This is a genomic window from Paenibacillus sp. 1001270B_150601_E10 (genome assembly GCF_015558675.1).
GTDB lineage: Bacteria > Bacillota > Bacilli > Paenibacillales > Paenibacillaceae > Paenibacillus_B.
The window spans coordinates 143,507-161,964 of sequence record NZ_JADMOL010000002.1; the positions used below are offsets into that span (position 1 = coordinate 143,507).

The 18,458-nt window shown below is 49.3% G+C and carries 13 protein-coding genes and 1 pseudogene; 8 read left to right on the forward strand and 6 right to left on the reverse strand.

Annotated elements, in window-relative coordinates:
- Window positions 1–57 precede the first annotated feature (57 nt).
- Both I2H74_RS05655 and I2H74_RS05660 read left to right on the forward strand, forming a co-directional pair.
- Complete coding sequence (locus tag I2H74_RS05655; protein WP_195572340.1) at window positions 58–1,461, forward strand: ABC transporter substrate-binding protein; 1,404 nt, start codon at window positions 58–60, stop codon at window positions 1,459–1,461.
- Between the two features lie 139 nt (window positions 1,462–1,600).
- Window positions 1,601–2,956, forward strand: coding sequence for an ABC transporter substrate-binding protein (locus I2H74_RS05660; protein WP_195572341.1), 1,356 nt, complete (start codon window positions 1,601–1,603; stop codon window positions 2,954–2,956).
- 97 nt (window positions 2,957–3,053) lie between these two features.
- On the opposite strand, the gene I2H74_RS05665 is transcribed toward I2H74_RS05660, so the two are convergent.
- The 5 genes from I2H74_RS05665 to I2H74_RS05685 form a co-directional block, all read right to left on the reverse strand.
- Window positions 3,054–3,779: a hypothetical protein gene (locus I2H74_RS05665; protein WP_195572342.1), complete on the reverse strand. Its 726-nt coding sequence runs from the start codon at window positions 3,777–3,779 to the stop codon at window positions 3,054–3,056.
- 69 nt (window positions 3,780–3,848) lie between these two features.
- On the reverse strand, window positions 3,849–5,249 hold the full coding sequence (locus I2H74_RS05670) for a sensor histidine kinase (protein WP_195572343.1): 1,401 nt from the start codon (window positions 5,247–5,249) through the stop codon (window positions 3,849–3,851).
- Between the two features lie 9 nt (window positions 5,250–5,258).
- On the reverse strand, window positions 5,259–5,954 hold the full coding sequence (locus I2H74_RS05675; RefSeq protein ID WP_195572344.1) for a response regulator transcription factor: 696 nt from the start codon (window positions 5,952–5,954) through the stop codon (window positions 5,259–5,261).
- Window positions 5,955–6,390: 436 nt separating this feature from the next.
- Entirely contained in the window at window positions 6,391–8,076 is a 1,686-nt protein-coding gene (gene ilvD, locus I2H74_RS05680; protein ID WP_195572345.1) for a dihydroxy-acid dehydratase, read from the reverse strand.
- Between the two features lie 350 nt (window positions 8,077–8,426).
- Window positions 8,427–9,518 (reverse strand): acyltransferase family protein, encoded by a 1,092-nt coding sequence (locus I2H74_RS05685; protein ID WP_195572346.1) that lies wholly within the window; start codon window positions 9,516–9,518, stop codon window positions 8,427–8,429.
- Between the two features lie 291 nt (window positions 9,519–9,809).
- On the opposite strand from I2H74_RS05685, the gene I2H74_RS05690 reads away from it, so the two are divergent.
- Both I2H74_RS05690 and I2H74_RS05695 read left to right on the forward strand, forming a co-directional pair.
- The gene (locus tag I2H74_RS05690; protein ID WP_195572348.1) at window positions 9,810–10,784 is read left to right on the forward strand and encodes a sugar kinase; all 975 of its coding nucleotides are present in this window, start codon (window positions 9,810–9,812) and stop codon (window positions 10,782–10,784) included.
- A 43-nt stretch (window positions 10,785–10,827) separates the two neighbouring features.
- The gene (locus I2H74_RS05695) at window positions 10,828–11,523 is read left to right on the forward strand and encodes a bifunctional 2-keto-4-hydroxyglutarate aldolase/2-keto-3-deoxy-6-phosphogluconate aldolase (protein ID WP_195572350.1); all 696 of its coding nucleotides are present in this window, start codon (window positions 10,828–10,830) and stop codon (window positions 11,521–11,523) included.
- 137 nt (window positions 11,524–11,660) lie between these two features.
- Here I2H74_RS05695 and I2H74_RS05700 read toward each other — a convergent pair whose 3' ends face one another.
- Complete coding sequence (locus tag I2H74_RS05700) at window positions 11,661–12,332, reverse strand: stalk domain-containing protein (RefSeq protein ID WP_195572352.1); 672 nt, start codon at window positions 12,330–12,332, stop codon at window positions 11,661–11,663.
- A gap of 385 nt (window positions 12,333–12,717) precedes the next feature.
- On the opposite strand from I2H74_RS05700, the gene I2H74_RS05705 reads away from it, so the two are divergent.
- The 4 genes and pseudogenes from I2H74_RS05705 to I2H74_RS05725 form a co-directional block, all read left to right on the forward strand.
- The gene (locus tag I2H74_RS05705; RefSeq protein WP_195572353.1) at window positions 12,718–13,737 is read left to right on the forward strand and encodes a 2-oxoacid:acceptor oxidoreductase family protein; all 1,020 of its coding nucleotides are present in this window, start codon (window positions 12,718–12,720) and stop codon (window positions 13,735–13,737) included.
- 95 nt (window positions 13,738–13,832) lie between these two features.
- The gene (locus I2H74_RS05710; RefSeq protein WP_229106471.1) at window positions 13,833–16,124 is read left to right on the forward strand and encodes a thiamine pyrophosphate-dependent enzyme; all 2,292 of its coding nucleotides are present in this window, start codon (window positions 13,833–13,835) and stop codon (window positions 16,122–16,124) included.
- Between the two features lie 135 nt (window positions 16,125–16,259).
- Window positions 16,260–17,020: pseudogene (locus I2H74_RS25090) on the forward strand (NAD-dependent protein deacylase).
- 47 nt (window positions 17,021–17,067) lie between these two features.
- Window positions 17,068–18,458, forward strand: a 1,391-nt coding sequence (locus I2H74_RS05725) for an FGGY-family carbohydrate kinase (protein WP_229106422.1), incomplete at its 3' end; no start/stop codon positions are given.

Genomic DNA, 18,458 nt, shown 5'->3' on the forward strand with positions numbered 1-18,458 from the left:
GGATGATGTGAGAGAACGACTGTGCAGAATCCGATGAAACGAAAGGGGTTATGAGTGGTGAAAAGGCGGTTACCTGTGTTCCTCGTTGTATGTCTTATCTTGCTGACGGTATTAGCGGGCTGCAGCGGCAATGCGGCAGAACCTGGTCCAACACCTGATAAAGAGGCCACAACAACGACAGACAATGGATCGGCTAAGCCTGATGGGGAAGAGGAGATGGAAGCGAATCAAGCGGAAAAGACGACCTTTGTACCGTATGACGGCGAGCCTGCAACGCTTAAATTTATTATTGCCATGGATGAGGAAACATTCAAAAATCAAATTGCCAGTCACGTCGAAGAGAAGTTTCCGAATATTAAGCTGCAGCTTGTAGAGGCGTCATTGGATCGCAACGGGCTTCAGGAGTTGAATGCCCGAGGAGAAACGCCTGATATGTACGTGATGCATGAAGGCTACGAGTTGTTTGAAGAGCTGGATATGCTTGAACCTCTTGATCCGTTTATTGAGAAGAGCAGCTATGATCTATCTATTTTTCAAGATGGAGCCATAGACATCATTCGAGCTTTAGACCCGCAGGGGGCGGGGCAGCTGTACGGACTGCCGTTTCAGGGTTCTCAAAAAGCACTTTACTACAACAAAGACATCTTTGACCGCTTTGGTGTTGACTATCCGACCGATGGAATGACGTGGGACGGGATTCTGGAGGTTGCGAAGCAGCTAACGGCTGGACGTGACGGGGTGAAGTTCAAGGGCCTGTCCTTCGGATACTATTCACATGCTTTCTCCCAGTTGGGTGTCAACGGTACGGATGCGAAGAGCGGGGAGGTGCTGTTTACGAAGGATCCAGCATTTACCCGTTACTTTGAGCTGCTTGATCGTTATCGCCGCATTCCAGGAATGATTGACCCTAGCGATTACAAGTACAGCTTCAGCAACGAGCAGAATCTGGCTATGTATGTTGGCCAGGTTCAGCATCTTCCATTGAATGCAGGAGTAGAGGGGTTGGAGTTCGATATGGTCACCGTGCCGGAATGGCCTGATCACACGGGGATTGGACCGACAGCTCCTCCTGTATCCATAAGCATCAACAAGCACAGCAAGCAAAAGGAGGCGGCTTGGTCGGTAATGGCCTATCTTTCCTCGCCCGAGGGACAGCTGATCCTATCACGTGCGAGCAGTCCGCCGATTGTGAAGGATGAGCAGGTGATCAACGAATATGCAGCTGACGTTATAGAAGGAAGCGGAAAAGCGTATAACGTAAAGCCGATCTTTAGCCAGAAGCTGGCCGCGATCGAGGTTATATCGCCCTATGGTCCTTTAGTTACATTCCACTATGATGATTTTATCAATGTAAAGTCGAAGGACTTTGTGAAGCTTCAGGATAAGGACGTCGCCACTTTCCTGCGCGAGATTGAAGAGGAGTATGCGGTATTAGTCAAGGAGAAGCAGGCACAGCAATAAGGTTGACCGGATCCGCGTGATGCGGCTTAGCATCTGTCTGATAACAAAAAGGAGGCAGTTCGCTGCCTCTTTCTCTTTATAGACTTCTAGCGGATGATTTGATAACGATCAGCAAGTTCAAGCTTGAGGAGGATACCAGATGGTCAGGAAGCGAGTTATTCTATTCTTACTTAGCCTAATGCTGCTATTCATTGTCTCTGCTTGCTCAAGCGGAGGAACACCGGAAGCACAGCCAGCACCAACTCAAGAATCACAGACCAAAGAAGAAGCGAAGCCTGAGGAGCAAGCGCCTGCGAAGACATTCTCCAATGAACCTGCTGAGCTGCTTGTCGCCACACCGTGGGGGGAGGAATACTTCAATACTCGCATCGGAGATTATATGCGGGAGAAGCTGCCTCATATCCAAGTGACCCATGTGGATTGGAACGGTACGGTGGAGAAGATGCAGGAGCTTAATGCCTCGCAAACCGTTCCGGATATTGTGCTTGCCTATACAGGCCAGGCGCCGTTGGAAGAGCTGGAAATGGTCTATCCGCTTGATGACATGATAAAAGAGTATGGCATAGATCTTAGCACGGTGGACCCAGCGATTGTTGCCCAAGTCCAATCCCGCGATAAGGAAGGCCGCTTGATCGGCATTCCACAAGAGATGGGCGTTATCGGACTTCATTACAATAAGGAAATCTTTGATCTGTTCGGTGTTGAATATCCAAGCGATGATATGACCTGGGATGAAGCCATTGAGCTGGCAAAGCAGCTGACCGCGGAACGAAATGGCATAAAATATCGCGGACTGGAGCTTGGCAGCTACTCCTTCCCGTTGAAGCAGTTGTCTGTCACGTATACCGACCCTGACACAGGCGAGGTTCAGTTGACGAAGAAGGCAGAGTTTGTGCAATACATGGAGCTAATGAAGAAGCTGTACAGCATTCCTGGCATGTATGATGAGAACATGAGCGGCTTTAGCGAAAAAACGGTTGCGATGCATATTGATTGGCATGGATACCTGACGTGGTTCGGAGGCAATGACGAAGAAGCGAAGGAGTTCCAGCAGGAAATGGATATCGTGCCTGTGCCCACGTTCCCTGGCAAGGAACTTACAGCTCCAACACCGAATACGCAGATCTTTACGATCAATGCGTTCAGTGAGCATAAGGAAGCTGCCTTCCAGTGGATCCTGGAGAGCATTTCACCCGAATATCAATCCATCCTGGCTAAGGCGGGCACTCCGTCTGTGCTTACAGGAGACAAGACGATCAATGAGCAATTCGCACAAGACAACATTCGTTATGAAGGGAAAAATATTGCAGCGTTCTTCCAATATCCATTCACGCCACCGCCTGCAAAGAGCAGTCCCTGGGACAGCTATGTGAAGCTTGATGATGGCATGAAGGAATTTTTACAATCGGATATGGATATTCAAGTGTTTTTAAGAAAGCTGGAGGAGGAGTCGCAGAAGGCGATTCAGGAAGCGAAGTCAGCCAGCGGACAATAACAGATGAACGAAGGCCCTCAACCATATGGATATGGAAGAGGGCCGTGTTATCTCTTGCAGGTATTGGAGTAAATCATCCGTTCTCGTAATTCCTGCTTTAACCTTCATATCTTCTTGCTTCATTATAGGTATGCATTAAGGCTATAAACAACAGCGTCATCATCACATTGTATACCACAAGGATCACGAGGAGCAGGATCGGAGCAGTATACAGATTCGCGATCAAGCTGGCAGCACCTGAAAAGATGAGGATCAAGGCAGCCATCCCAATCGAAGCGGGCCAATGCTGCTTCAAGGTCTGAAAAGCACGGCGAAATGCTGCGTCAAAAGGGAGTCTGTCCGTTACCATCGTAAACTCCAAATAAACAAACAGCACGCGAAATGCTAAAAAGAACAACAAAGCCGCCCCGGATCCGATCGTGCCGAACAGCAGGAGGAGCAGTGCGCCAGCAGCAGAAGTGGCGAGCAGCAGTGCGAAGTACAAGAACATGAAGGGCAGGCCGTATCGCGTATTGGCCTTCATGATCTGGGCAGTGGGCAGCGAAGTATCCTCACATGCAGCAACAAGCGCACGAATATATCCCCCTTGTCCAAATGACCATAACAGAATGACGACCAGCAAAAACCATGAAAAGGGAAGAGAGAACAATTGAAAGATTGATGGGAGTCCCATGCTTAATATCACGCGCGAGCTTGACTGCGATTCTAGCGGAAAGGCATGAGAGACGAGCAGCAGCCCTAACAGGATCATATCGATAACGATCGGCTGCAGGATCACATATGGATGACGCTTAAGCGTACGAAATGCTTGCACGATTGACATGGCAGCCTCCTTGGGAATAAAGATCGACAATCGTATTTCAATGGTAACGGTTAAAGGATGAGCTCACATTCAGCCAGCAGACAAATGGTGTCTTGGCTGCTCCAGCAGAGAGAGCTGCTGGCTGGGAAGGCGAATCCAGAAGATGGACCCTTCACCAAGGGTGCTCTCTGCCCAGATCTCGCCTTGATGGGCTTCAACAAGTGCTTTCGCTATGCTTAGTCCTACACCTAAACCGCCACTGTCTCTCGATCGGGATTTATCGGTTCGATAGAATCGGTCAAATATGCGGGGCAGCTCTTCTTCCGCAATTCCAATGCCCGTATCCTTGCAGTAAATGGAAAAGCTTTCGTCCTGTGAGACAATGCCCACCTCGATCTGGCCGCCGCGGGGCGTATACTTAATGGCGTTATACATCACATTCGATACAATTTGCATAATGCGGTCAGGATCTGCCTGTATCACACAAGGGGTGCGGGACGGAATGAAGTCGAAATAAATTCCCTTTTCCCGGCTCAAGAACAAGAAGCCCTCATAGATGCTTTGCACGACGCGGGATAGGTTGACCTCCTGCTTATTGAGCTCGAATTGAGCTCCCTCTGCTTCCGAGAGCTTCTCCATGTCCTCGACAAGTCGATAGAGTCTCTCGATATCTACGAGTATTCTCTGGATATTATTGGTTGTCAGCGGGTAAATGCCATCAATAATCGCATCAAGATGAGACAGGACAGCCGTCAGCGGTGTCCGAAGCTCATGCGTAAGGTCCTGCATCAGCTGGTTGCGCCAGGCTTCGTGGCGTTCAAACTGCTGTATCAGCGAATTGATGGCGGTGATCAGCACCTTAGCTTCTGCTGTTCCGCGAACGGGAATCGTTTCCCAGTGGTTATCGATAACAATCGACTCCGCTAAACGAGCCGCAGCACGTAGATTTCGACTTAACCGCCAAGAAGTGTACACAGATAAGGCTATAGCGATGCTAATGAATAGATATAACAGCTGCTTGCTTCGCCGCTCATACTGATCTTCCAGCTGCTGAAGGGCAGGTGAGTAATTCGCATTGTCGAGATCGTAATAGGTTGTAAGATAGCCATCAATCTGCCCATCTCTAATGATCGGGGCTTCAACGGTATAGAGAGAAGACCGAGTCAGCCAATCGTGATCGAGCAGATCAATGAGGATCGTCTCTCGATGCTCATCTAGGTAGCGAATAGGGACAGAAAAGTGATAGGCTGTCTCTTTAAAAATAGGCAATAGCTCCTCCTGATCAGGATGAACCTTCAGACGTTCACGAAGCACATATAATAAATGATAGCTTTGCTCCTTGGCATATTGCTGCTTATATTGGATCAGTTGCTTGCTCCATGACTGAGTCAGGGCCATATAGAAGCCAATGATCAAGATAATCGAAATGCCGAACAGCAGAATAAGAAGCCCGTTTCTTGTTGAGAATGTGAGCGAAGTGAATTTCCGCATACGATCTCCTCATTCATCCGGCTGAAAATTGAATTTGTAGCCAGAACCGATCTTTGTCGTGATATACTGCGGGTTCTTAGGGTCCTCTTCAATTTTCTTTCGAATGTTGCGAATATGTACATCCATGACTCTACCATCGCCGATAAATCGATAGCCTTGTACCTCATAGGAGAGGTCATGACGGCTAAATACTTTGCCAGGCTTTTTTACAAGAATGCTTAGTGTACGGAACTCCGTTGCAGTCAGGTTTGCAGGTCGCCCATCGATGTATACATCTTCCAATTCAAAGTTAACCATAAGCTTTCGCCGATTGAAGTATAGAAGGCTCGGTCCCATCTTATTCATGAGATTCATCCGTCGCTGAAGGGCATAGATGCGTGCAATAACTTCTTTCATACGAAATGGCTTCGTAATATAATCGTCCGCACCCAGATTCAGTCCATGAATCATGTCCACTTCGCGAGCCTTTGACGTAATCATAATCAAAGGTACATTGGAAACCTGCCTAATACTGCGGCATACATCCTCTCCCGGCAGACCAGGAATCATGAGATCCAGCACGATCAAATCCAGCTTGTGCAGCTGGAGCTTCTTCAGCGCTTCTCTGCCATCGCTCGTTATGTGCACATTCCAACCCTCATTAATAAAATACGACTGCAGGATATCCCGGACCGAGGCTTCGTCTTCTACAATCAAGATGTCCATTCTGTTACCCCCTAGAACTCTTCATCATGATGTTGTGACTTACAGCTTTCCTCATTTATGTATTCAAATGCAGTATGAACGATGATAGGTAGTGAAGCTCTATTAGACTGTTATAATCGCTTCATTTATAGGACTAGAGCCATGCATCATATTCGGCTGGGGAATATATCAACTATACAAATATGTTATTAGTAAACGCTTACAATAATGAATGGTTATATTTTACATCAAATTCTATCGATGTGGGAGCCTGATGTTAAGCGAGTTTGTGAAATGCGTCTTTGGCATGATAAGTGTTACAGACAGAAGCCCTAGTTTTTGTAGAAAGATGTAAACGAACATCTTCATGTATTAGGAGAAAAAGACCAGCTAGAGCGAAGGGAATTCGTTCTAACTGGTCATGTTGTTGAATCATAGAAGGAATAGATTAGAGAGATTAGATCTTCAATACGCCGCCTTGGCTAGCATTCGTTACAAGCTTGGAGTAGCGAGCGAGCAGGCCGGTCTTCACTTTAGGCTCAAAGCCCTTCCATTCAGCACGACGCTTCGCTAGTTCTTCATCAGATACAAGCAACTCGATCTTACGATCATTCAGGTTAAGATCAATGATGTCGCCGTCTTGAACGAAAGCAATTGGACCGCCTTCAGCAGCCTCAGGTGAGATGTGGCCGATGCTGATTCCGCGCGAAGCGCCGGAGAAACGTCCGTCTGTGATCAAGCCGACTTTAGCGCCAAGTCCCATACCGACGATTTGGGAAGTAGGAGCGAGCATTTCTGGCATACCAGGGCCACCCTTAGGTCCTTCGTAGCGAATGACAACGACATGGCCTTCTTTAACCTGGCCATTCGCAATGCCTGCCAACGCTTCATCTTGAGAATCGAAGCAGATCGCAGGTCCGGTATGATGGCCGCCTACGGATGGGTCGACAGCGCCTACCTTGACAATCGCGCCTTCTGGTGCAAGGTTACCGAACAATACCGCAAGACCGCCGCGAGCGGAATGAGGGTTGTCAATCGTATGGATGACTTCCGTATTCAAGATCTCGCAGCCAGCAACGTTCTCGCGAAGCGTGTTGCCGGTTACGGTGATGCATTCTCCATGTAGGGCGCCGTCAAGCTTGAACAGCTCATTGAGGACCGCGCTTACGCCGCCTGCATTGTGCACATCTTCGATATGCCAGTCAGAAGCAGGCGCAATCTTCGCAAGGTGAGGAACGCGTTCTGCCACTTCATTGATGCGGCCAATCGAATATTCAACGCCAGCTTCATGAGCGATTGCAAGGGTATGAAGAACAGTGTTGGTAGAACCGCCCATCGCCATATCAAGAGCGAAGGCATTGTCGATTGCTTTTTCCGTAACGATATCACGAGGCTTAATGTCTCGCTTGATCAGCTCCATAAGCTGTGCAGCGGAGCGCTTCACGAATTCGCGGCGCTCTGGGGATACGGCAAGGATTGTGCCGTTGCCAGGAAGCGCAAGACCAAGCGCTTCAGCCAAGCAGTTCATGGAGTTGGCTGTGAACATACCGGAACAGGAGCCGCATGTTGGACAGCCGTATTGTTCCAGCTCGAGCAGGCTCTGTTCATCGATCTTGCCTGATTGGAAGGCACCTACGCCCTCAAATACGCTTGTAAGCGAGATGGAGCGTCCTGTTGAGTCTTTACCAGCCTTCATTGGGCCGCCGCTTACAAATACGGTTGGGATGTTGCAGCGAAGGGCACCCATGATCATCCCTGGTGTAATCTTGTCACAGTTCGGGATACATACCATACCGTCGAACCAGTGTGCAGAAACGACGGTTTCTACGGAATCTGCAATAATATCTCGGCTTGGCAAGGAATAGCGCATGCCGATATGTCCCATGGCAATCCCATCATCAACACCGATCGTGTTGAATTCGAACGGAACGCCGCCAGCTTCACGAATCGCATCCTTAACAATCTTGCCGAATTCCTGCAAATGCACATGGCCAGGAACGATATCAATGTAAGAGTTACATACTGCGATAAATGGCTTGTCGAAATCTTCTTCCTTAACGCCAGCTGCACGAAGCAAGCTGCGGTGAGGAGCACGATCAAAACCTTTTTTAATCATATCTGAGCGCATTCTAGGGGATGCCATTTCGATTCCTCCACTTCTGTACGTCATTGCTTCAACGTAAATCAAGTTATTAATATATGAGTCTACCATAATTGTGGAAAAAACACATAATCTTTTTTAACTCAAAAACTCGTATTTTATATAAAAAGTGACTAAGAGTAACAGTGCAGGGTTATGGCATCCATGCGGGTCAGGACCGTCTCCAATTGAATGCGGCCATTGAAATAGGGCAAGAAAGAAGAGGGATAGAGGAAATAACACAGGGCGCAACCTTATGGGTTGCGCCCTGTGTTTAGGAGTGAAGCGGTAAAGTATATGTGAAGCATTCGTTTGGATCCGGTGTGATGAGATGAAGGGTTAGCGGGGGGAGGCTAACTATGCTTCATGTGCGAGCGCCAAGCGTCGCGACGGATCCATCCGAATACAGCTTCGCTATTGGGTTCAATAACGGTGTGTGTCCAATGACGCACCTTCGGATGTAACAGTAATATGGTGCTGGTCATCGCGCCAGCGATCAAGAGTAACGCATACCACCCATTGGTGATATGTTCATACACGTCCATGGCTGCAATGATGCGAATGATGATGCCGTGAAGGAGAAACACATAAAGGGTGCGTTTGCCCCAATCGGTAAATGCACATATTCGCTGCGGTACCCATGCTAGGAATACGATGGAGCCGATCAATTCGACACCATAGATCGCACAGCGCATGAGGATCGCCTTCCAAGAAGAGTGCATCCACCCGAGCTCATAGAAGTTCATGCTATTGGACAGCCAAGCAGGTTCCAAATAAGGCGCTAGAATGAATATCACTGCGAACAAGGCAAGGGATACACCTATGCTGACGATGCGAATGATGCCATTCATGCGAGCTTGAATCCATTCCAAGGAGAAGCTGTATCCGATGATGAAAAATGGAAAGTAGACCAGCGTCTTCATGAATCCGAACCATGTTCCTTGAATGGGCAGAAAGCCTGCGAGAATACCAATCAAACATGCCCATACGAATGGATGTCTTACATTCAAGCGGGCGAATAGTCTCATTAGCAGTCTCCAGATCAGATGACCAACAAGAAACCATAACAGTAGATATGGAACGAAAAAAGAATGCTTGATTCCAGGAACTTGGAACCAGATGATATCAAGCAGCGAATATATGGATTGAAACAACAGGTATTGAAGCGTAATTTGCTTCAATATACGGTTGCCCGAATGACCAAATAGGTTGTTCTTAGCGAAGTAACCGGTAACCCCTACGAACAGAGGCATTTGAAAGGTTAGCAGCCATAAGAACAGTGCTTTCATCTCAGGCATAGCTTGAATCAAGGGTTCAATCGCATTTCCTACAAACACAGACACAATCAACAAGAAGCGTAGATTAAGTCCGAAGTTCTCTCCACTCCAAGGCGAGCCATTCGGACGGTTGCTGTGTCGAATACACGGCAACATGTCTCCCGACATTGTCGTTTCCTCCTCTTGCGAGATCAAGGTAACGCGCAGGAATTTTTATTTATTTATTGATTCGTATCGAAGATAACATATATAGAAGAAAGTTCTTGTGATATTGATCACAAACCCTTTGTGAAAAGGTTTAAATTCATGGCAGTTTATTGAACGCGCGATATAACGCAGACGATCATCCTTGTCTCATAAGACTTTACGGAGAAGAAACCTGATTTCCAAAGATTGACGGTTAATTCGACATCTCCTAAACTAAAGGGTATCACGGGTAGGCGGAGGGAGTTGAGATTGTTGGAAGCGTTATCAGCTTGTGGGGAAAAACAGCTCGATGTGGTGACCTTTGGCGAAACCATGGCTTTGTTCAGCTCAACGGACACACGCGGCATTGAATATGCGCAGACGATGATGAAATCATTTGGCGGTGCGGAAAGCAATGTTGCGATTGGCCTTGCAAGACTCGGACACCGTGTCGGCTGGTTCAGCCGATTGGGCATGGATCCGCTTGGACGTTATATTCTGAAAGGAATTCGCGGAGAAGGCGTGGATGTATCGCGTGTACAACTTGCCGAGCAAGAGGTAACCGGCGTCATGATGCGGGAGCTCGTCGCGGGCCAATCATCGGTGTATTACTATCGCAAGCATGCGGCTGCAAGAGGGCTTCAGCCGGAGCATCTCGACCGCGCTTATATTGAAGCCTCGTCGATTCTCCATGTTACCGGTATTACCTGCGCATTGAGTCCGAACTGCGCAGATACCGTTGAAGCCGCGGTTCGCATAGCGAAGGAGGCGAAGGTCAAGGTCAGCTTCGATCCGAACCTTCGTTTAAAGCTATGGAGCATCGAAGAGGCAAGAGCAAGGCTGCTGCCATTGGCTGACGAAGCAGATTATTTTCTGCCTGGCCTTGATGAGCTGAAGCTGCTGTATGGGACAGACGACCAAAGGGACATTTTCAAGCGGCTCGGGCGGCTGTCAGCTGTTAGCATCGTCAAGGGCGGAGTCGGCATGAACTATGTCGTTCAGGGCTCCCAAGTTAACGAGGTGCCCTACCAACCCGTGGAGCAGGTAGTGGATACGGTAGGCGCAGGCGATGCATTCTGCGCAGGGCTCTTGTCAGGCCTTGTGAGAGGCTGCAGCGTGCAGGAAGCCGTGCAGCTAGCCAACGTAACAGGCGCGATGGCGGTACAGGCATTTGGAGATTGGGAAGCGCTTCCGACCTGGGCTCAAGTCGAGGCAAAGCAAAGCAAAGCCGTACATATCGAACGCTAGTCATCAACTATATCAGCGTGATTCATGAGGAGGAGTGGAAGACATGAAGAAGATTCAATTGTTGAAGCAAATCCAAGAGCAAGGTGTCGTTGCCGTATTGCGTGCAGATGACCATGAGCAGGTAATCGAGATGGCCGAGGAGGCGATCCGCGGAGGAATCAAGGTAATCGAGATTACAATGACGGTTCCAAAAGCGCTGCGCGCCATTGAAGAGCTGGCTGCTAGATATTCCTCAGAACCTAATGCCGACAAGCCATTTGCGATCATTGGAGCAGGAACCGTGCTTGATGCCGCTACAGCAAGAGCTTGTATCTTGGCTGGGGCAGAATTTGTCGTAGGGCCTTCGCTGCAGGAAGATACCGTTAAGCTGTGCAATCGCTACCGGGTGCCTATTATGCCAGGTGTGATGACCATTGCGGATGCGCAGACGGCGCTTGAGCTTGGTGTCGATATCGTGAAGCTGTTCCCAGGCAATCTCTATGATCCATCTATCATCAAGACGATTAAGGGGCCTCTTCCGCAAGTGAACATTATGCCTACTGGAGGCGTTAATGTTGATAATCTTGCGGATTGGATCAAGGCAGGCGCAGTAGCGGTAGGGATCGGTTCCGATCTGACGAAGGAAGCAGTAGCGACAGGCGATATGAGCTGTGTACGCAAGCAGGCTGAACGCTATATGGCAGCCTACCAAGAAGCAGTCGGAGCAAGCGCGAAGGAAGGCGCCGCGATCTCATCTTAAGAACATCGCACGAGCATCATCATTTACAAGACGATCAGAAGGCTTAATAAAACAAATCCCCTCAGCCATGAATCCTTAGATTCAGTGTGCGAAAGGGGATTTTTTATCCATCTATAACAGTCGGTCATTGCATGACGCTACTTCACAAGCTTCTTAACGGTTGCAAGATCGAGCACCAAGTTATTGTATTCTTTGTGGTCTGCACTCTTCTCATCAAATGGATTGCTTTGCGGGAATACCGCTACGACAGCTGTTTGCCCTTTTACCGTAACAAGCTCGCCGAATGGAGGCTCATCCTTGCTCTGCTCCTTATCCCAAGCTGCTTTATCCATCGTATAAATTATCAATACAGACTCATCTTTGTACATATACTCAACGGTCGAACCGAAACCAGGGAATTTCTCTTTCAGCTCATTCATATTGTAGGTATAGGAATTAACTTTGCCATCCCACTTCGCAGGTGCGGTAAAGGTATAGACGAACTTTGATGGGTTCTCGTCTGTATTGGCATTTGCTCCGCTATGACCTGGTGTAATTTGAATGGTCTTGCTTTTGCTATCGTATTGAATGCCTGCACCCAGCAGTTCGCCAGCGGAGCGAAGCGGCACATAGGTCGTATTGTTATATGTAATAGGGCTTAGTTTCTGTTCGCCGCTTTTTAGTTCAACAGCCTTCTTGTTAACCTCGAACTTGATATCTTTGTTCAGGTAAGCTTTAATCTCTTGCAGATTCGTCCCCGCATATACACCTACAGATGCTGACAACAGCATAAGCGCGCTTAATCCTGTAATAATCGTTGTTTTTTTCATCGTATGCTCTCTCCTAGTTGGTTGATGCATGTTGCAGTTCTTATTATAGGTCCCTTCGATAGGGAATGGATGAAAATAAAATGACAGCTTTCACAATGTTCATGAATAGGTTGTCATCGTTTTCAGAGAAGAGTTACAAAAACGTGATGACATTTTTCCCTTTACCATGAAAAGAGTAAAAATTTAATTACTTCATTTTCACGTAATCGTCATCGGCACAGCAAAATGGTGTGATGTAACGCACAATGCTTTCCTTCTGAATAGGTTAAGATTTGGTCGCACCATACATAAGGCGAGGTATGCCTATAGGTAACAGGTGCGCAGGATGATTCCTAGATTCGTTCCGGTCTCGACCATTTGAGATCAAGGAAAGGAGATACATGATATGGTTCAATTGCCGAAAGTCAATGATCTCGGCTTTTTTGAGATTCGCTTAGAATCCATCGGCGGCTTAGGTGCCAACCTGGCTGGTAAGATGCTTGCGGAAGCTGGTGTCATGGGCAGCGGCTTGAATGGCGTAAGTTTTTCTTCCTATGGTTCTGAAAAGAAAGGCTCCCCGGTTAAGGCACACATTCGCTTCTGCATGCCGGATACGTTGATTCGAGATACGACGCCGATTGAGCGTCCGCATATCGTGGGCATCTTTCACGAGTCCTTATATAAAACGGTCAACGTAACAAGCGGCATTAATGAAGAAAGCCTCGTACTTGTCAATTCTGAAAAGTCTCCAAAAGAGCTCATGGATCGTATGGGGCTTGCTGGAGGCAGCATTGCGGTAATTGACGCAACGGGCATTGCCCTAGAGGAGCATAACCGTGTCAATATGGCGATGCTTGGCGCATTATTCCGGCTGTGCGACTTTTTGGACGCGGAGAACATGAAAGACGTCATTCGCAAGTCCTTGGAGAAAAAGTATCCTCACACGGTACAGCCTGCCCTGAATACGTTCCAGCGCGGCTATGATGAGGTGCGCTTTGAAACGTTCGCCTTCCCTGAAGGCTATAAGCTGCCTGAGCCGACACGTTGGGATGTATCCGTTCTGGGCTATGACAATCAGCCAATCGGCGGCGTGGTCGTGAACCCGGGGAATTCGGTGCTGAAGGATCTTAGCATCTCTCGTGCGGGAATGCTGCCGCACTTTGCAGAAGACGCGTGCATTCATTGTGCGGCTTGCGATAATGTTTGTCCAGACTTCTGCTTCGTCTGGGAGGAGAAGGAAGACAAGAAGGGCAGACCGCAAATGTTCCTGCAAGGCATTGATTATCAATATTGCAAGGGCTGCTTGAAGTGCATCGAAGCTTGCCCGACAGATGCATTGTCCAGTGCAAGAGAACAAGATGGCTACGGAGAAGCACACCGCACACCGCATCCATTCTCGCTGGTTCAGCTAGCATCCCGCGGCTAGGGCAGCTGCAAAGATTGTCTTAAGAATGATCTAATGGATGAAGAAATAGATGAAATAAAGCATAAAGGGGGAGAGGGTCCGTGTCTTTGGAGACGATGAAAGACCAAACAACAAGCACGATTGAAGAGCGCGTTGTGTATGAATCGGGGAATGAGATGGCCGCTTATGCTGCCTATCAAATCAACTATCATATCATGGGGTATTATCCAATCTCGCCTTCGACTGAGGTTGCACAATTCCTCGATCTGATGAAGGCGAATGGTCAGCACGACATTAAGCTAATTCCAGCAGACGGCGAGCACAGCTCAGCAGGGATCTGTTACGGCGCCTCGACGGCTGGCGGCCGTGTATTCAATGCGACAAGTGCAAACGGTTATATGTATATGCTGGAGCAGATGCCTGTACAATCGGGTACACGCTTCCCGATGGTTATGAATCTGGTGTGCCGCTCCGTATCGGGGCCGCTTAATATTCATGGCGACCATTCGGATTTGTACTTTGCCTTAAACACAGGCTGGCCTATTCTGCTCTGCCGTGATCCTCAGGCCGTATATGATATGAACCTGATGGCTATTAAGCTGGCGGAAGACCCTGAGGTTCGGCTCCCGGTCATGGTTGCATACGACGGCTACTTTACGTCTCATCAGAAGCGCCGCGTAACGACCTTTGCGAACGTGGAGGATGTTAGAGCATATGTTGGCGAACAGCCTGTTAAAGGGTTTGCGGATACGCTGGATCGGAATAACCCGATTACCGTAGGTCCGTATATGAATGAACCGGACTATATCAATAACTGTTATCAACAGTCTATGGCGATGTATAAGGCGGGAGAAGTATTCGATCGCATTAGAAAGGAATATGCGAAGCTGACGGGACGTGATTATCCTGTTCTTGATCTGTACCGAATGGAGGATGCTGAGGTTGCGGTATTCCTGCTGAACTCTTCTGCTGAGATTATCAAGGATGTGGTTGATCAGCTCCGCTCAGAAGGCATTAAAGCTGGCTCAATCTCGCCCAATATCATCCGGCCGTTCCCGGCAAAGGAGATTGCGGAAGCCCTTAAGCATGTGAAGGCCGTTACCGTTGGTGATCGCGCAGACTCTTACGGCGGTCATGGCGGCAATATGGTAAATGAGATCAAATCCGCCCTGATGACGCATGGCGTACATGAGCCGATGGTCATTAGCCGTATCTATGGTCTTGGAGGCAAGGATTTCTATGCAGAGGACGGTCATGCCTTCTTCCAATATGCGCTTGATGCGGTTCAAAAGGGCTATGTAGAGAAGCCGTTTGATTACCATGGCCATACGCCAGGCGATCCTAACCATGCGCCTAAGCGTGTCATAGAGCCTCTAAAGCTGGAGGACTTGAAGACGGGCTTGATCAAGGTTACGCCTAACGAGGAGACCGGCAAGCTGAATGTCCGCATTCCGCCGCTTCGGAACCTGACTCGCAAGCCGAAGCGCATCGCTCCTGGCCATGGTGCATGTCCAGGCTGCGGCATCTTCTCTGGCCTTGAGATGTTCTTCAAGGGCATCGAAGGGGACATCGTAACCTTGTTCCATACAGGCTGTGCTATGGTCGTGACGACGGGTTATCCTTATTCGTCTCATAAAGCAACTTACATTCACAACCTGTTCCAGAATGGTTCGGCTACGTTATCAGGTGTGGTTGAAATGTTCTGGGAGCGCAAGCGCCGCGGGGAACTTGATCATTTGAACCTGTCAGATGACTTTACATTTGTCATGGTAACAGGCGACGGCGGCATGGATATTGGCATGGGGCCAGCGATCGGTGCTGCGCTTCGCAACCATAAGATGATTATTTTGGAGTACGATAACGAGGGCTACATGAATACAGGGGCGCAAATGTCGTATTCCACGCCGCTTGGACACCGTACTTCGACATCCAATATTGGGTCTGTTCAGAAGGGCAAAGCGTTCCACCATAAGGATACGGCTCAAATCATGGCAGCGACACATATTCCTTATGTGTTTACCGGCTGTGAGGCTAACCCTCAGGATTTGGTCAAAAAGGCAGCAAAAGCGCAGTGGTATGCGCAGCATGAGGGGCTTGTCTACGGCAAGATTCTGATCACCTGCCCACTTAACTGGCTGTCTGATGAGAAGGAAGGAACAGCCATCATTCAGGCTGCTGTCGATTCCTGCTTCTTCCCGTTGTATGAGGTGGAACAGGGCATAACGTCGATCACCTACAACCCTGAAGAGAAGAACAAGCGCATTCCACTCTCGGATTGGCTGAAAAAGATGGGCAAGACGCGCCATCTGACGAAGCCAGAGAATGAAGCAAGCTTGAAGGCTTTTGAGGAAGAGGTCGAGCGCCGCTGGAATATACTGAAGGCGAAGAACGAAAACCCGTATTTGTAAGAAAAATGCTCACCGCTTTTCTACAATGATATAACTGCGTCATCCATACAGACCGTTTCCTTCCGAGGAAGCGGTCTTTTTGTATGGCTGTGCTATACTAGTACCATATGTTGTGAATCAGGAGGCAGGTTAATCATGAAGCAGCAGCCGACGAATTACGAGGAGAAGGTCGAGCAATTAGCCGAGCTTCTTCGTTCGAGCGAGCGAATCGTATTTTTCGGAGGAGCCGGAACTTCAACAGAGAGCGGAATTCCGGACTTCCGTTCCGCAGGCGGAGTATTCAAGGGGGATGCACCTTATCCGTATCCGCCAGAGGTGATGGTGAGCCGCTCCTTCTTCTATCAGGATACAGAGATGTTCTACACCTTTACCGGGACAAGCTGATTCATCCGAACGCGAAGCCTAACCCAGGTCATATCGCACTGGCTAAGCTTGAGGCTGAAGGAAGGCTCCAATCCGTCATTACGCAAAATATTGACGGCCTGCATCAGCTTGCAGGCAGCATAGAGGTCATCGAGCTGCATGGCTCGGTTCATCGCAATTATTGCTTATCGTGCGATGCAAGGTACGATCTGTCAGTTGTGCTTGAAAGTGCAGCCAATGTTCCAACCTGTCCGGCATGCGGGGGGATGCTGAAGCCGGACGTGGTGTTGTATGAAGAGCCGCTCGATGAAGCCGTGATTGCGCGTGCCATTCATTACGTGCAGCAGGCTGATCTGCTCATTATCGGGGGCACCTCGTTAAGTGTGCAGCCAGCGGCAAGCTTTGTGAGAATGGGGCAGGGCGCTAAGATCGTATTAATGAATCGCACGGAGACCTCAATGGATTGGCAGGCGGAGGCTATCTTTAGAGAGCCGCTGGGCCAATTGCTGGCGGACGCGTATAACAAGCTCTAAGCACAGCCATTTGTTTCATACACAGGAGTGAAGAGGGGGAACCGAGCATGTACATGATGGGAATTGATCTAGGGACAACGAATCGTAAAGTGGGATTATTTGATCCGAAAGGGCAGGTGCTTGCGATTGCGAGCCGGCCGACGGTTGCGCTTGAAACAGAAGAGGGCTATTCCGTCTACGATCCTGAGGCGTTATGGCAGGATGTAGTGGATATGATCAAGGAAGTAACATCGAAAGCAAATGTCAGCAAGGTTCAAGTCATTGGAATCGCCAGCATGGCGGAAAGTGGTCTGCTGGTGCACCAAGATACGGGAACAATCCAATCCCCGCTGCTGCCATGGTTCGAGACCCGTTCAACTCCGCAAGCAGAGATCATCAAACAGTCGGATACGCCGCTCGCGCTATTCCAGCGGACAGGCCTGCATTTGTCCTTCAAGCACGGCCTTCCTAAGCTGTTATGGCTCTATGAGCGTGATCGTGAAATGTTCCGTGAGGCGAAGTGGCTTTCCGTGTCGGGATTTATTGCGTATCGCCTTAGCGGAGTGATGGCTTTCGACCCTACGCTTGCGACACGGACGTTTGCTTATGATATGAGACGTGACCAATGGGATACGGAATGGATCCGAGAGTTTGGCTTGCCTGCAGAGGTGTTCCCGGATGTGCTTCCAAGCGGAGCGCCGCTTGGCAAGGTGAAGGCGGAGCTTGCATCAGAGCTTGGCCTATGGGAGGATACGACCGTTGCTATCGCGGGTCACGACCATGTGGCGGCATCGCTTGCTGTCGGTGCGGTTGAGCCGGGAGAAGTATTCGCCTCCATGGGCACCGCGGAGACGCTGGTAGGGATGATGAAGCCAAGAGCGCTTGGACAAGCGGAATTTGAGACAGGCTTGTCCTATGGCTATCATGTCATACCAGGCTACCAATTCTGGATGGGCGGCAATGCCGCTTCCGGCGGTGCGGTTGAATGGATTCGCAAGCAGCTTGGCGACGATGCTTTGACCTATGAAGAGGTCGCGAAGCTGCTCGCAGAGAAGGAAGATGCGCCTAGCGAGGTGCTGTTCTTCCCGTATTTGTCGGGAAGCGGGGCGCCTTATCCGAACTCGCGGACGCGTGCTTCCTTTATCGGCTTAAGCTATGCTCACGGCAAAGCCGATCTTGTCAAAGCGGTCTGTGAAGGAACCGCCTATCAGCTTGAGATGATCAAGCGAAGCGCGGAGCAGGTGTCAGGGCAGCCGATTCACGTGATTCGCGCAGTGGGCGGCGGCACGCGCCTGAAGCCATGGCTTCAGATGAAGGCGAATGCGGCGAATGTGACGCTCATCGTTCCGCCTGTCGAAGAGGCGACGCTTCAGGGCGCTGCTTATACAGCGCTGCTCGGTGCGGGGCATTTGAACGATATCAAGGAGCTCAAGCAGCTTGTTGAGGGGCGGGGCGTGGA